This window comes from Streptococcus sp. 27098_8_86 (assembly GCF_041432595.1).
GTDB classification, from domain to species: domain Bacteria; phylum Bacillota; class Bacilli; order Lactobacillales; family Streptococcaceae; genus Streptococcus; species Streptococcus pneumoniae_F.
The window spans coordinates 87,337-103,872 of sequence record NZ_JAPVZW010000001.1; the positions used below are offsets into that span (position 1 = coordinate 87,337).

Here is a 16,536-nt window from a genome sequence, read left to right on the forward strand (position 1 = left end):
GATTAAACTTTTTTGGCACAAAAATCACTTAACTAGCCTCAATTTAGAACCAAGGATACATATAACACAAAAACTTTAAACATCTTGATAATTATACCTATACTTACTCCAAGAAATACCCATCAATAACAATAATGGATTGTACATTAATTCAAAAAATTGTGGATCAAACATTGAGTGAAGTATCAGTACAATAAAAACAAGCATCTCAACTGTATTAAAGTGTCCTCTTTTATTTAGTTGATAGAAACTATACCAAATAACAACTAGTAGAATCACTCCATAATGCAACAAAATATTTACAAAAGATGAATCAACGTATAAATAATTATCAAAAACAGACGTAGCCCTTTGTTGCAATTCCCAATCAATTCTTTGACCAAACAGATGTACACCATATAAAGATAGTGTCTTATGTCCTAAACTTAGTCTTCCTGTCAAAGCTACGTTTAAAATTTGAAAGAGTTTACTGTTTGCGTTATAAAAATAAGTCAAAATGATAGGAATAAGAATCCCTGCAGTCAACGTAATTTTACCAATGGCATTCAGGATTTTTTGACTAACTACTTTATTTTTAAATATGTACACCAATACTAATGCTAGAATTGAAAGAAAGAAAGCTGATTTCGTATCAGTATTAACGTAAAAATAATAATTCAGTATTCCAAACAATAAAATTTCTGACAATCTGATTTTACTTTTTCTTAAATATAGATATACCAAAGTCAGATGAAATAAATAATTAGCACCGAGAGTAACATATTGGTATCCTTGGCTAAAACGGAATCGCCCTCCTAATTGAACCCTCAGCGTATTTTCAATAATGCCAAACTTTAATAGACCATATATAGAAATCATTAATAGTACTATCGAAACTGTCCAGAGAATCAAAACTTTTCTAAAATTCACATTGTTTATAGAAATAATAAATAAGATTGTTGAAATTATTGTGAGGGCATCAAAAAGCTTATGTGTTGTAATCCCGATAATTATAGCCAAGCAGAAAGCTGAAAAGAAGAATATCAGAAACTTACTCGAGTGTCTCTCTAATAGTAGTTTAAACAGAAGTATGACAATAGACACTATCATAGCAACTATTCGAAAACGATAAATTTCAGGGTATTTATAGACTAAGTTTGTTTGAGCTATAAAATTAAAAAGCAACCAAATAAAGAAAGCTGAAAAATATAATAACTCTGATAATTTTATTTTTATTTTCATATTTTTACCTAAGTTTGTTTAAATTATCCAATCTTATTTCGAATAGTGTTATACAATTTTGCAGATACGAGAAACAATATATATTTCAATTTATTTTTCCTTGTAACATTTGAATTCGGAATAACATCTTTGAAATATTGAATGTATTCTTTTCTAATTTTATTAACTTCAGCATACATATCTGAACTAAGCATAGCATGTACAATATGCAGACCATTAAAAACATAGCGAACATTCAAGGCTCTTCTCATATCCCTATCACCTGAATAGTCTCGTTCAACATAACTTCTATTCCATTCCATTGCCTTGTAAAAATCTAAGAGACGATCACTATACTTAGAATTTACAATACTTCCTGGTCTTCGATAGTATTTATAAAGATTTAGATCACTAACAGCAATATTTTCACAAGAAGCAATGTGCTCATAAGCAAGAGCTAAATCTTCATACAACATCCCATTAGGATATGGAAACCTTAATAAGATTTCTTTCTTATATAGTTTACCACCTGAATGTGTCCCAACATAATTTCCATAAAACATTTGTTCTAAAGCTGTTCTACGATCTAATTTTCCAGAATATTTTTCTCTGAAATCTCCTAGGAAATCACTATTTTCATAGTTTCTAACTTCAATCACTGGAGTTGCTACAAGATCAACTCTATACTTATCTCTAAGTTCTACTAAATATTCAATGGCTCTATGGTCATAATAATCGTCTGAATCAATGAAAACAATCCAATCTGTTGAAGATTCTTTTACCCCAGTATTGCGGGCATTGGACAATCCCCCATTTTCAATATGCAAAACTTTTATTCTGTCATCTTCTCGAGCATATTGGTCACAAATTTCTCCAGAACTATCCGTCGAACCATCATCTACTAGGATTATTTCAATATTTTTATATGTTTGTTGTCTTAGACTTTCTACACAATAACTCAAACAGTTCTCAACATTGTACACTGGTACAACAATAGAAATCTGATCCATTATGATAATCCTTCCAAAATGATATCAACAATACGCTCACAAGCTTTTCCATCTCCATATGGATTACTTGCTTTACTCATCTTGCTGTACTCTGTTTCATCTTCTAGAAGCAGTTTGAAATTAGTATAAATATTTTCTTCTTCTGTTCCTACCAATTTCAAGGTTCCTGCAGCAATTCCCTCTGGACGTTCTGTTGTATCACGCATTACCAATACTGGTTTACCTAAAGAAGGTGCTTCTTCTTGTACACCACCAGAATCTGTTAAAATCATGTAGCTTTGATTCATAAAATTATGGAAATCAATGACTTCTAGAGGTTCAATGATTTTCATACGTTCATTGTCGCCAAACACCTTACTTGCTAACTCACGAACCTTAGGATTCTTGTGAATAGGATATACGACTTTAACATCTTCAAACTCATTCAGGATACGATTAACTGCATTAAACATATTTTCCATAGGTTGACCAAGATTTTCACGTCTATGGGCTGTCAGCATGATTAGTTTACTGTCCTTAACCCACTCCAAAATAGGATGATCATAATGTTCTTGAACAGTTGTTTTCAAGGCATCAATAACAGTATTTCCGGTAACATAGATATTCTCTCTTCCCTCTTTTAGAAGATTCTCTTTAGCCACTTCTGTCGGAGCAAAATTGAAATCCGCAATAATTGAAGTAGTCTGACGATTGAACTCTTCAGGAAATGGGCTTTGAAGATTATAAGTTCTCAATCCTGCCTCTACATGTCCAACTTTAATTCCCATGTAAAATGCAGCTAAAGCTGTCGCAAAAGTGGTTGTAGTATCCCCATGAACAAGAACAATATCTGGTTTTTCCTGCTCTAAAACTGCTTGAATTTTATCTAAAATACTTGTCGTGATTGTAAATAGTGTTTGATTTGCCTTCATAATTCCTAAATCATAATCAGGAACAACTTTAAAGACATCTAAAACTTGCTCTAACATTTCTTTATGTTGACCGGTTACACACACAAGTGTTTTGATTGAATCATTTTTCTTCAGTTCATTCACTAAGGGACACATTTTTATTGCTTCTGGACGCGTCCCAAAAACTAACATTACTTTTTTCATTTTGAATCTCCCATTAGTTTTTGATAAAATTTACGATAATTCTCTAAAAATAAAGGATAACTAAACTTCTCTTCATAATCTTTTTTAGCTTGATGAGCTAACCTAGTTCTAAGAGTTGAGTCAGTCGCCAGACTCTCAATAGCAGAAGCTAAGGCCCTAGCATCTTTAGCAGGAACCAAGATCCCATTTTCTTTTGTAACAACTTCATTAATGCCAGGAATATCTGTCGCAACCATGGTTTTTCCATTCATAAATGCTTCGATAACATTTAGAGCCAAGCCCTCAAATAATGACGAAGACACTAGGAAATCAAAACTATTAATACACTCGACTATATCCTGTCTATATCCTAAAAAAGATACTTTATCTTCCAGATTTCGTTCTTTAACCTTGTTTTCTAATTCGGCTCTAAGTTCTCCATCCCCAACGATAAATAAACGAAGGTTTTCATCTGAAATCAAAGAAATAGCATCAATCAAATAGGTCAAACCTTTTTGTTCAGATAATCTTGCAATACAGCCTAGCTTGATTCCATCAAACTTCATAATCTCATCAACTTGTCTATTTGACTGTTTCAAGATCACTCCGTTATAGATAACAGTGCTGTCTGCAACTCCCACATCATCTTTCAAATTTTGATTAACTGCTTGACCCACTGCAATACTATAGGCATTTTTCAGTGAAAATCTATATAAAGACAACTTATCTTTAAAGACATTATGAGCAGTGTAAACGTGGACTAGCTTGGGATTAATCAGTTTTAACAAACGAATATAAAAAGCTGCCATTCGATGATGCGTATGAACCAGAGTAATATCATTTGTCTTAATAATTTGATAAATAGTAAGAAGCAGCTTCAACACAGTAAGGGGATTTTTGCTGTCTATATCGTGAATTTTATGATGGATAATTCCTTGGGCCTCTAATTTTGGTTCCCAAAGGCCTCCTGTAGAAGCTACATGTACACTATCAAACTCATCTTTCAAATCAGAACTCAACTGGTACACGATTCTCTCAGCACCACCAATATCCATCGTTCGTGAAATATGTAAAATATTATTTTTTCGTTTTTCGTTTCTCATCTAAAACTCGCTTAATAAAGGTAACATTCCCTACAAAGTATCGTTTAAAGAGACGCTTTGGCTCATTAGCAACTCGGAACAACCACTCCAAGTTTAATTTCTGCATCCAAAGTGGGGCACGCTGAATGTGACCAGACAATACATCAAAACTACCACCTACACCCATAAAAATAGAATTCACTCCATTATCCATAAATTTTTGGATGATGTATTCTTTTTTAGGTGAAGTAATTCCAACAAATACAAAGTCGGGATTCTTTTCACGAATATCTTCCTGAATATCTTGCTCATCTTCCTCAGAAAAATAACCATTACGATGTCCAACAACTCGTAGATTTGGATACTCTTCTTTAAAATTTTGTAACATATCTTGCAAAACTTCTTCTTTAGCACCAAAAAAATACACTGAATAAGATTTTTCATCGGCTAATTTTAATAATCTTTGCATTAAATCAATTCCAGCAACTCGTTCTGGAACTTGGTAGCCCAAAAATCGAGAAGCTAGAACTACTGATGCACCATCTGCATTGATGATCTCAGACTCGTTAACTATCTTCTTAATAGCTTCATCTGATTGACATTGGTTAATCTTATCAGCGTTTACGCCCATTAAATGAAGAGGACGTTGTTCAATTACAAATTTCTCAACCTCTTGTACTGTTTCATCCATTGTTAAAGGGTCAATTCTGACCCCCATTAAATTAAAACTATTCAAATTAATCTCCCCATGTAGACTCAAAATGACCCTTACGCTCGGCTTCTTTTGGTAACTTCATGTAATCACCATATATTTTTGTTAAATATTCATCTGGGTTTGCATGGCAACTTATTTCTAAGTTCTCAAACTCTAGTAATTGTGGTTCACCGAATACTTCTTTTCTAGCAAGCTCACATTCTCTGTAAGAGCCTAATACATTACCTACTATTGAACTAGTTTCAAAATCATATTGTTTAATTAGATTTTGTAATTTGTTGTTAATAGTGGCTGTTTTTAGAAGTTTATTTAATTTCAAAACTTTTGATATACTCACAATTGCATTTTCAAAACTTCCCCGATCTCTGTCATGTAGACGATCGATTACCGAAATTTTAGAAAGTGCACGATAGAATTTGATTTTGTTTGTATGAATAAAATAATGAAAACGATCATCTGGATAACCATCCAAAGGAAAAATATCTATGAATGGACTACATAGTTCATCTCCAAATGGAATTTGTAAGGATGTATCCATAATAGAGGTATTACCTAAATTGTCATCATGAAGTCTCAAAATAACATGTTCTGGAAGTTCTTTTTTACAAATAGATAAAAATTTTTCATAATCTTTTCGAGGCATCCCTAAATCCATATCATCATCCCAAGGAATAAATCCTTTATGACGAATGGCTCCTAGCAATGTTCCTCCCAAAGCATAATATCTTAAATCATGTTTACTACAAATAGCAATAAAGTTTTTCAATAAAGATAATTCTCCTAGTTGAATTTCCCTCACTTTATTCATAAAATCACTTCGCTCCATCTCTCATAAGTACAACTTTAATAGTTTTTAGTAAAATTTCAATGTCTTTCCAAATTGTCCAATCGTCTATATAAGCTACATCTAATTTAACAACTTCATCAAAATTCTTAATCTCACTTCTACCACTAACTTGCCAAAGTCCAGTGATACCCGGTTTAAAACTCAATCGACGTTTTTGTTCAGGTGTGTATGTCTCATATTCATCAACTGTTGGCGGTCTTGTTCCCACTAGGCTCATATCTCCTTTCAGAACATTCCAAAACTGGGGAAGTTCATCCAAGCTAGTTTTACGGATAAAGCGACCAATTTTTGTAATGCGAGGATCATTGTCCATCTTAAACATACCACCCTGCATGGTATTTTTCTCCAACAATTCTCTCTTTTTATCCTCAGCATCAATACACATTGATCTAAATTTATAAAAAGTAAAATGTCGGCCGTTTTTTCCTATGCGAGTCTGGGCAAAAATAGCAGGTCCACCATCTTTTCGAATAGCTGGAACTAGAACTATACTAACTAGACCACAAATCATTAAACCAAAAATAGAACCAATAATATCTATGACACGCTTAGCAATTACATGACTATTCTTATAAAATTTCGTCGAAAAAGTAATGACATTTAGACCAGCCATCCCACGGATTTTTTTGTCACGCCCTAGATTATGGTCAAAAGCATTTAGATTAACCGTTACATCAATTCCCATCGTTTCAAAACGAGAAATAAATTCACCAATATCATATTCTTCACTAGGAAGATTGATAAACACTTCGTCCACAACTTCGTGAGTTGCAAAATTTAAAATATCTTCGACTGGTACGACTGTAATAGTATCATGTTGGAAATTAGGTTTATCTAATACACTAACTGCCACCAGTTCTCCAAAGAAATCACCCGCATCAAGTAATTTATCCATCACTTTCTCAACTCTAGATGTTGCTGTAATCAAGAATAGTTTTTTACTCCATTTCAAATTAGGAAATACCCGTTTCGAATAATACTTGATACAAATATTGACTAGATACATTAGAATCGAGTGTAAGGTTAAGAAATACACCATGCCTCGTCTAGAGATACTAAAGCGTTCTTCTAAAAAGAAATTAGAAAGACTAATTGCCAACGCAAAGAAAATGATATATTTTGTCAAGCGAACAAGTTCAATCAAACTCCCTCGTCTAAAAAAATCTTGACCGTAATCGCTAAAATAAAATACTATGTAGTGGAGAATATATAGGACAATCATTGTTGTTGAAAGAATATCTGTCTCTTTAACAAAACTAAGAGAATACCCCAGTAACACTACTATAAAACTCTGGATTACTGCCAGAGATATTTTTATCCCTTTCTCTTCCATAACTACTTCCTTAGTCTATCCCTTATTCTATCCCCTATTTTTTACCGTAAGAACCATACTCACCGTAAGAACCATATTTCTCAGCTGAAGTATTGAATTTATTTAATACAACTCCTAAAAATGGTTTATTCGTTTGTTCCAATTGACCTTTAGCCTTCTGAACATCTTTTCTGTTAGCTTCTCCTGCCGCAGTAACTAAAACAGATGCATCACATTTTTGTGTAATAATAGCTGCGTCGATTACGATACCAATAGGCGCTGTATCAACAATAATATAATCAAAATACTTGCGAAGTGTGTCAATCATAGTGCTAAAATTTTCACTTTGCAATAAAGCAGTTGGGTTGGGTGAGATAGACCCAGCTTGAACCACAAATAGATTCTCAACATTGGTATCACATAAACCATGAGATAGGTCTGTTGTTCCAGATAAAAATTCTGTCAATCCAGTAATTTTTTCACGTGACTTGAAGACACCTGACATGACAGAATTACGAATATCAGCATCTACTAACAGGGTCTTGTAACCTGCACGCGCGAATGCCCAAGCAATATTTGTAGAAGTCGTTGACTTTCCTTCACCCGGTTTTACAGAAGTGATAGAAATTACTTGTAAATTATTTCCACTCAATTGTATATTCGTACGCAAGGCATTATAGTATTCTTCCGCTTTTTTGGCCAGATCTAATTTTTTCTGTGCTATTTCTAATGTCGGCATATCTCTCTCCTATTTCAATTTATCCAGATTTGGAACAACTCCCAACAATGCAATTTGCATAACATCTTCAATATCCTCTGGACGTTTCACTCGTGTATCAACCAGTTCAACGATAAGAACAGCGATAACCATAAATGCTGTTCCTCCAAGTAGCCCGATAATTGTATTTCTACGAATATTTGGAGAAGATGGTGCTGTAGCCGGACGAGCTTCTTCAAGTGTTGTGACATCAGAAACGCGTGTGATACTGATAATCTTTTCAGCTGCTACTTCTCTCAATGAGTTAGCAATACGACTAGCTTCCTCAGGGACTCTATCATTAACGGAAATAGATACGATACGAGTATCGACTGGTACAGTTACCTTGACTTTACTAGCCAAAGCTTTTGGTGATAGATCTAATTTCAAATTAGATGTAACTTTTTCCAAAACATCTTGAGACAAAATAATTTCACGATAGTCTTTAACTAAGTATGATCCAGCTTGCAAGTCTTGGTTTGTCAAACCAGGCTTATCTCCCTGATTACGGTTGACTACATAAATCCGTGTAGTACTAGTGAACTCCGGTTTTACGATAAAAGCACTGTAGGCAAAAGCTAAGGCTCCAGCTACAATCGCTACCAATGCAATTAGAATTTTTCTTTTCCAAAGAATTTTAAACAGGTGAAATACATCGATTTCCATAGTATTTTGTTCTTTCATATTTTCTCCTAAATTATTTGATCCATTATAATTTTCCTAGGGTTCTCTACAAATAGCTCTTCCGCCTTGTCTCTACCATACTTTTTAGAAATAATCTGACGAGCATCCTCCATGTAGGGAGGTCTACTATCTAAGTTATGCATGTCACTTGCAATGACATGAACCAGGTCTCTCTCCAAAAAATATTGGGCTCTCTTTTTCATAAATTTATAGGTTTCACCAAAGAGCTTAGGTTTTAGAACATGAGAACTATTTACTTGCGTATAGCATCCCATATCAATCAGTTCCCTAACACGTTTTTCATTGTTTTCCAACGCATCATAACGTTCAATATGAGCAATCACTGGGGTAATCCCTAACATCAAAATATTGCTTAACCCTTTATGAATATCGCGATAGGGTGTATTCATACTAAATTCAATCAAAGCATAACGACTGTTATTGAGAGTAGGAATGCGCTTGTTTTCTAATTTTTCTAGAACATCCGGAGTATAGTATATCTCTGCTCCGTAAGCAATGACCAAATCATCTGCCACTTCTTTAGCAATCTCACGAACCTTTAAAAAATTCGTCGCTATTTTTTCTTCTGGAGTCTCAAACATCCCTTTTCGACGATGGGAAGTCGAAACAATCATCCGAACTCCTTGATTATATGCTTCTATTAAAAGAGCTTTACTATCTTCTATAGACTTTGGCCCGTCATCTACATCAAAGACAATGTGAGAGTGGATATCAATCATATCATCTTCCCTCCATCACATCTTGTATCGCACTTTTAGCAGTTGCTAAACTACTATCATCGATTTCCATCATATAGAGGTTACTATCTGGCATAGCATAAGAAGGAAGTCCCATTCGACCTGTACCTTTGAGGTCTTGAGAGTTGACTTTATAACTACCACCACTCTCCAATTGAGTATTAATCAAATCTATCATCGTTTCGATCGGCATATTTGTTTGAAGGGAATCTTGCAAACCTTGAATAATATCACTATAATTTTTTAAGGCTTCAGTAGAAGTTAATTTCTGAATAATTGCGACAATAACCTTTTGTTGATTACGACCACGGTCACGATCTCCATCAGCCAACGAATAGCGTTCACGAACAAACCCAAGAGCTTGTTCAGAATCTAAATGGACATTTCCTACTGGGAAGTGGAACTTCCCGTGACGAGATGTAAACTCCTGATCATTGTATACATCTACACCACCTAAAAGGTCAATCAATTTCAAGAACGAAGTGAAGTTTAGACGAACATAGTAATTAATATCAACTCCATAAAGATTTTCCAAAGTATGAATAGAGGAGTCAACTCCATAAATACCTGCATGAGTCAACTTATCTTTTTGATTATTCCCGCCGTCAGCAATCGGAACATAAGAATCTCGAGGGGTTGTTGTCAATAGAATTTTTTTTGAATCTTGATTAACAGTCATCAAAATGTTGACATCTGAACGAGAAACTGAACTAATTGGTCCGTAAGTGTCAATACCACTCACATAGACATTGAAGGATTTGTTCTTAGAAACTTTAGGAGCAGCTACTTCTTTGGTGATATTTTTAGTGTAGATTTTCCTAATTTTTGATGCGTAATCAGGGTATTCAGATTCTATAATATTTTCAAAGACGCTATTTAAGACAATCGCTTTTGCTTCACCTGATACCAAGCTCTTATAAGCTGCAAGGTATGAGGTGCTTTGTTCAACCGTCAATTCTTTGCTCTGACTAGTTTTGATATCAGCTATCAATTTTTGAATATTATCATTATCAGTATCCGTAGGTCCTGTAACACTATCTAATTGCGTGACATTATGAACATCACTATCTTTCAGAACAACAACACTCATTGAGTATTCTGAGTAATTTGACGTAGAATTGATATGACTAGTAAAGCCGACAAATTGTTGCAGTGCAAAAAAAGAAACTGAACTCATTAAAATAGCTAGTGTTAAAAAGAAAATTGTAAACTTTTCTGCTTTTCTATAAATGATCAAAAGCAGACTCGCTAAAGCGACCAAAATCACTACAGCTGCCGTCATAACATTCAGGTATCTAAACGCCAATATATTATGTCTAAAAATCAAGAACAGCAAAAAACCACCCAATAATACATAAATGGTTAATAAAGCTATATTAATGCTCCGCTTAACTTTACCCGAACGGGCTCTTTTTGAACGTTTATTCATAGTTTTCCCCTATATGTTGATTATCAGAATTATTATATCACAATCATGAAATAATTTCCATTTATTCCTTTTTTTATCAGCGTTTTCAATACATCTTCTAAATGCACTCCGAAGGAATAATTGTTTTTTTATAACCTGTATAGTATCTATCGCTTCCTATTTTGACATTCTCGTTTCATAGACAGAGGAATACGAATCAAAAATATAACAAACAAGGTCCCTTACGGAACCTCGTTCATCTATTTGACATGATTTTCTGCTTCTTTTTGAGCTTTTTCGATTGCTTTTTTGCTTTCTTGCTCCCATTTGGTCTTAGCTTCTTCATACTGCTTGGTAGTCACAGTGTCTTTTTGCAGTTTCATGTACTTGTAGTTATTGCCGTCGCCCTTGATGCCGACTAGTGAATAACCTCTTGTAAATGGCGTTACTTTGGTTACAGATGCTGTTCCACCGCTCGACATAGCTGACATAATCAGAGAATTGTCAATCATCCAAGCCTGTGCTTCAGCATATTTTTCATAACGTTTGGCTACATCTTTATTTTCGCTATCTGCATCTTTGAGCATCTTGGTGTAGGTATCAAGACCCAAGCTAGCAATTTTAGCTTTATCTTCCTGAGCATCTAAACCAAAAATCTTGAGGTAGAATCCATCCTCAGCATTGAAAGGATTAAGATAAGTTGACGGATCTTGGTAGTCACCTACCCAGCCATCAAAGTTCAAATCATAGTCACGATCAGCTGGCGTTGGTGCCAAGAAAGCTACGTTATTAAAATCATCTGTTGAAAGTTGTTGAACATCAATGACAATGTTATCAGCACCTAAAATTGACTCAAGGGTCTGCTTAACTGAGTTCATACCTGTCACAGCATTTTTACTTGTCTGATCAACTGCAACATCCAAGTGAATTGGGAAAGTCACACCTTGACTTGCCATTTCTTTTTTAGCTTCCGCAAATTTTGCTTGGGCTTTTTCTTTGTTGAAATAGGCATCCTGAGCATCTGCCAGGTTCATACCTGACCATTCTGTGCCATAGTTAACCAATTTAGAAGCGACTACTTCTCCAAAGGTCTTGTCTCCAACTTGGACAAATGTTGGAGGCACTAGGGTGTTACGAAGAGTCTTGCTAGCTGCTTCTTCCCCATTTGACTGGGCAGAATAGGCTGTGCGGTCCAAGGCAAAGTTCACCGCTTGGCGGAAGTTCTTGTTCAAGACAGCTGTCTCAGTTGACTTCTTCTGCTCATCTGTCGTTTTAGCAGTGTGATTGTAAGCCTTACGATTGACATTGAAATTGAAATACCAAGAAGTCTTGTCCTGCAAGCTATAGATGATATTATCCTTATATTTCTCCTTGGTCTTAGCAAAGTTAGAACTATTTGGATAAACCCCAGCGATAGAGTAGGCTCCACTTTCAAAGTTACGGATGGTCAATTCTTGGTCTGAACCATCAAAGTAAGCCAATTTTACGTGTTCAATTGATACTTTGTCATGATCATAGTAATGCGGATTTTTCACATACTCGATAGATGATTTTGATGTAAAATCTTTTAACAAATAAGGTCCGCTGTAGAGAATGCTATCTGGAGATAGGGTCCCAAAATCTTTCCCTTTTGAGTTTAAAAACTCTTCATTTACCGGGAAAAGAATACTATTGGTTGTTTTTGAATTCCAGTAAGGCTCTGGACGTGCCAAAGTATACTCAACAGTCTGGTCGTCGATTGCCTTCACCCCAACCTTAGAGAAATCAGAATCCGCTCCTGTAATATAATCATTCAAACCCTTGATCGAGTTTTGAATCAAGTCAATGGCCTGTGATTTATTATCCACTGCGTACTTGATACCTGTCACAAAATCTTGTGCTTTGACTGGGGCGTACTCTTCACCGTCAGCTGTGAACCATTTGGCATCTTTTCTCAATTTGTAGGTATAAGTTAGACCGTCGCTTGAAACAGACCAGTCTTCTGCCAAAGATGGAATTAGATTTCCATGATTATCATTTTCAAGCAAACCATCAACTAAGTTAGTAATGATAGCTGTATTATCAGCGTAGTAGTCTAATAAATAGTTAAATGTAGTTGGATTTCCACTAAAGGTTGATGAGTAAGTTTTTGTATCTGAACCTGATTGTCCGCAAGCAGCTAAAAGCAAAGCAACCGCAAAAGTCAGGCCTGCACTAAGGACACGCTTTTTTGTATTCATCTTCTTTCTCCTTTATGTCAGTTTTTATAACATAAACTTATTTTACCAAAATAGTAGGAATTTGTAAAGTTAATTGAATTTCGAGAATGAAAGTTTATAAACTTTAGTCATAAAAAAACAAAGGATTTCTGCCTTTCATACAGTCCTCCCTTGTTTTTATACGATTTCATTTTTAGATTTTTTTGTAAAAAATGTTTATAGTAATTCCACACAGAAAGCATCCCATGGAGCTAAGATTTGTTTTTCAAAAACTTCTTGAGCCGCAGTGTTTTCAATCAAGACAGATTTGACGTTTCCTTCTACGGTCAAGTCTTGTTCTTCATTGGACAAGTTAGCCACAACTAAGAATCGACGCCCCCCATCTTTACGGATATAGGCAAAAACCTTGTCAGCCGTATCAAGCAATTCAAAGTCAGCTCGAATCAGCCAGCTATTCTCCTTACGGATTTGAACCAGTTTCTGATAGGTATAGAAAATAGATTCTGGATTTCCTAGTGCTTCTTGAACGTTGATTGTTTGATAGTTTGGATTAACTGCCAACCAAGGTTGACCTGTTGAGAAACCAGCGTTTTTGCTCTCATCCCATTGCATAGGGGTACGGGCATTGTCACGTCCAATGACACGGATACTATCCATGATTTCTTCCATCGGAACGCCTTTTTCAAGAGCCTCACGCGCATAGTTGAGGGATTCAATATCTTCTACTTGATCCAGTGTTTCAAACGGATAGTTGGTCATCCCAATTTCCTCACCTTGGTAGATATAAGGAGTTCCTCTCATGAGATGAAGTAAAATTGCAAAGGCTTTGGCAGATTTTTCGCGGTATTCTTGGTCATTTCCCCAGATTGAGACGATACGAGGGAGGTCATGATTGTTCCAGAAGAGTGAATTCCAGCCATCCTCAACTCCTAACTCTGTCTGCCATTTGTTGAAGATTTCTTTTAACTTAGCGATATTCAGCTCTTTTTGATAGTGCCATTTAGGTTGCCCTTCCTGATACTGAAGACCGATGTGTTCGAACTGGAAGACCATAGACAATTCTTGACCCTTTGGATCAGAGTAGAGCTTGGCAATCTCTGGCGTTGCCCCCCAAGTTTCTCCCACCGTCAAGAGATCTTTATCTCCAAAGGTCGCTTGATTCATCTCCTTGAGATAGGGATGAAGCATAGGTCCATTATTGACTACTTTCTCGTCAGGAATTTTGCCAATCATGTCAATAACATCCATACGGAAACCGCCAATGCCTTTATCAATCCAGAAGTTCATCATCTCATAGATTTTCTGGCGAAGTTTTTCATTTTCCCAGTTAAGATCTGGCTGTTTCTTGCTGAAAAAGTGGAGATAGTATTGATCTGACTTTTCATCGTATTCCCAAGCAGAGCCACTAAAGATAGAATCTAGGTCGTTAGGTTCATCCCGCCAAATATAGTAGTCTCGCTCAGGACTGTCGGGATTTTCACAGGCCTCGACAAACCAGGCATGCTCATCTGAGGTATGATTGACCACCAAGTCCATGATGATACGAATATCACGTTTCTTAGCTTCCACGATCAGTTGGTCCATATCCTCCATGGTCCCAAAAATAGCCGCAATCGCTTGATAATCAGCAATATCATATCCATTATCATCCATAGGACTGTCATAAACTGGAGAAAGCCAAATCGCTGTAATCCCTAACTTTGCTAGATAGTCTAACTTACTGGTAATTCCTGGCAAATCGCCAATTCCATCTCCATTACTATCCATAAAACTCTTTGGATAGACTTGATAGACTACGGCATTGTGCCACCATTTTTCTTGCATTTTCTTACCTCATTATTTTAATAATCTACAGTCTATGATAGCGCTTTTTAAATTTTTGTGCAAGCGTTTGCCTAATCTTTTTGATTTCTTTTTTAACTCCATAGTTTCCTAACTTCCAATTTTTTATTATAATAGAGGTCAGAGGTAAAAAAATGAAAAAACAAGCTTTTAGTTCTGAAAACTATTTGAATCTACAACGCGACCACATTTTGGAGCGCATTAACCAATTTGACGGCAAGCTCTACTTGGAGTTTGGTGGCAAAATGTTAGAAGATTTCCACGCTGCTCGCGTTCTTCCTGGTTATGAGCCTGACAACAAAATCAAGCTCTTGCAAGAATTGAAAGAGCAAGTCGAGGTTGTAATTGCCATTAATGCTAGCAACATCGAGCATTCCAAAGCACGTGGTGACTTGGGCATTTCTTATGACCAAGAAGTTCTTCGTTTGATTGATAAATTCAATGAATTGGGAATTTTTGTTGGCTCCGTTGTCATCACACAGTACGCTGGTCAACCAGCTGCAGATGCCTTCCGCAACCAACTTGAGAAAAACGGAATTGATTCTTATCTTCACTATCCAATCAAAGGATATCCGACGGATATGGATCACATCATTTCTCCAGAAGGTATGGGGAAAAACGACTACATCAAAACCAGTCGAAACTTGATTGTCGTAACCGCTCCTGGACCTGGTTCTGGAAAATTGGCAACCTGTATGTCCAATATGTACCACGACCAAATCAATGGCATCAAGTCTGGCTACGCTAAGTTTGAAACCTTCCCCGTTTGGAATCTTCCCCTTCATCACCCAGTCAACTTAGCCTACGAGGCTGCCACAGCAGACCTTGATGATGTCAACATGATTGACCCTTTCCATCTTCAAACCTATGGAGAAACCACTGTCAACTACAACCGTGATATCGAGATTTTCCCAGTGCTCAAGCGCATGTTAGAACGTATCCTCGGTGAATCTCCATACGCTTCACCGACAGACATGGGTGTCAACATGGTTGGTTTCGCTATTACAGATGATGAAGCTGCTGTTGAAGCTTCTAAACAAGAAATCATCCGCCGTTACTATCAAACTGTTCTTGATTTTAAAGCCGAAAAAGTTGGCGAAGCTGCTGTCAAGAAAATCGAGTTGCTTATGAATGACCTCGGCATCACACCTGCAGACCGTAAGGTTGCTGTCGTTGCGCGTCAAAAAGCAGAAGAAACTGGCGGACCAGCCCTAGCACTTGAATTGCCAAATGGGGAAATCGTCACTGGTAAGAACTCAGAACTCTTTGGCCCTACAGCCGCTGCTCTCATCAACGCCATCAAGAAATCAGCTGACATTGCTAAAGAAGTAAAACTAATCGAGCCTGAAGTTGTTAAGCCAATCCAAGGTCTTAAAATCGATCATCTGGGTAGCCGCAATCCACGCCTGCATTCAAATGAAATTCTGATTGCACTTGCTATCACAGCTACAGAAAATCCTGATGCTGCTCGTGCTATGGAAGAACTTGGCAACCTCAAAGGAAGCGAAGCCCACTCAACTATCATCTTGACAGATGAAGACAAGAATGTCCTTCGTAAACTGGGTATCAACGTAACCTTTGACCCTTACTACCAATACGACCGCTTGTATCGTAAATAACGATTCGAACCTCTCCTATTTTGGAGAGGTT

14 protein-coding genes are annotated in these 16,536 nt (G+C 36.2%); 1 reads left to right on the forward strand and 13 read right to left on the reverse strand.

The genetic code is table 11. The annotated features are described in order from the left end of the window. Positions 1–75: 75 nt before the first annotated feature. From O3616_RS00355 to O3616_RS00415, 13 genes are all read right to left on the reverse strand, one after another. Entirely contained in the window at positions 76–1,221 is a 1,146-nt protein-coding gene (locus O3616_RS00355; protein ID WP_201058434.1) for an oligosaccharide repeat unit polymerase, read from the reverse strand. Between the two features lie 23 nt (positions 1,222–1,244). After that, positions 1,245–2,210, reverse strand: a complete 966-nt coding sequence (locus O3616_RS00360) for a glycosyltransferase family 2 protein (protein ID WP_261045688.1) — start codon at positions 2,208–2,210, stop codon at positions 1,245–1,247. Beyond that, entirely contained in the window at positions 2,210–3,304 is a 1,095-nt protein-coding gene (gene wecB, locus O3616_RS00365; RefSeq protein WP_371637790.1) for a non-hydrolyzing UDP-N-acetylglucosamine 2-epimerase, read from the reverse strand. The genes O3616_RS00360 and wecB overlap by 1 nt, the downstream gene beginning before the upstream one ends. Next, positions 3,301–4,386 carry a glycosyltransferase family 4 protein gene (locus tag O3616_RS00370; protein ID WP_271630681.1) on the reverse strand — a complete coding sequence of 362 codons (1,086 nt, stop codon included), beginning with the start codon at positions 4,384–4,386 and terminating at the stop codon, positions 3,301–3,303. Before O3616_RS00370 ends, wecB begins: the two co-directional genes overlap by 4 nt. After that, entirely contained in the window at positions 4,361–5,083 is a 723-nt protein-coding gene (locus O3616_RS00375) for a WecB/TagA/CpsF family glycosyltransferase (RefSeq protein WP_033682311.1), read from the reverse strand. Before O3616_RS00375 ends, O3616_RS00370 begins: the two co-directional genes overlap by 26 nt. A gap of 19 nt (positions 5,084–5,102) precedes the next feature. Further along, complete coding sequence (locus tag O3616_RS00380; protein ID WP_371637919.1) at positions 5,103–5,888, reverse strand: phosphorylcholine transferase LicD; 786 nt, start codon at positions 5,886–5,888, stop codon at positions 5,103–5,105. A gap of 4 nt (positions 5,889–5,892) precedes the next feature. Next, on the reverse strand, positions 5,893–7,260 hold the full coding sequence (locus O3616_RS00385; protein WP_049552119.1) for a sugar transferase: 1,368 nt from the start codon (positions 7,258–7,260) through the stop codon (positions 5,893–5,895). A gap of 34 nt (positions 7,261–7,294) precedes the next feature. After that, the gene (locus O3616_RS00390) at positions 7,295–7,978 is read right to left on the reverse strand and encodes a tyrosine-protein kinase (protein ID WP_020901549.1); all 684 of its coding nucleotides are present in this window, start codon (positions 7,976–7,978) and stop codon (positions 7,295–7,297) included. Between the two features lie 9 nt (positions 7,979–7,987). Next, positions 7,988–8,680, reverse strand: a complete 693-nt coding sequence (cpsC, locus tag O3616_RS00395; protein WP_049487463.1) for a capsular polysaccharide biosynthesis protein CpsC — start codon at positions 8,678–8,680, stop codon at positions 7,988–7,990. 8 nt (positions 8,681–8,688) lie between these two features. Further along, the gene (gene cps4B / locus O3616_RS00400) at positions 8,689–9,420 is read right to left on the reverse strand and encodes a capsular polysaccharide biosynthesis protein Cps4B (RefSeq protein WP_020901547.1); all 732 of its coding nucleotides are present in this window, start codon (positions 9,418–9,420) and stop codon (positions 8,689–8,691) included. A 1-nt stretch (position 9,421) separates the two neighbouring features. Further along, positions 9,422–10,867 carry an LCP family protein gene (locus O3616_RS00405; RefSeq protein ID WP_042751698.1) on the reverse strand — a complete coding sequence of 482 codons (1,446 nt, stop codon included), beginning with the start codon at positions 10,865–10,867 and terminating at the stop codon, positions 9,422–9,424. Between the two features lie 239 nt (positions 10,868–11,106). Then, positions 11,107–13,065: a peptide ABC transporter substrate-binding protein gene (locus O3616_RS00410; protein ID WP_371637791.1), complete on the reverse strand. Its 1,959-nt coding sequence runs from the start codon at positions 13,063–13,065 to the stop codon at positions 11,107–11,109. A gap of 195 nt (positions 13,066–13,260) precedes the next feature. After that, positions 13,261–14,868, reverse strand: coding sequence for an alpha-glucosidase (locus tag O3616_RS00415; protein WP_371637792.1), 1,608 nt, complete (start codon positions 14,866–14,868; stop codon positions 13,261–13,263). 152 nt (positions 14,869–15,020) lie between these two features. Here O3616_RS00415 and O3616_RS00420 point away from each other — a divergent pair, with 152 nt between their 5' ends. Continuing rightward, the gene (locus O3616_RS00420) at positions 15,021–16,505 is read left to right on the forward strand and encodes a DUF1846 domain-containing protein (RefSeq protein ID WP_371637793.1); all 1,485 of its coding nucleotides are present in this window, start codon (positions 15,021–15,023) and stop codon (positions 16,503–16,505) included. Positions 16,506–16,536 lie beyond the last annotated feature (31 nt).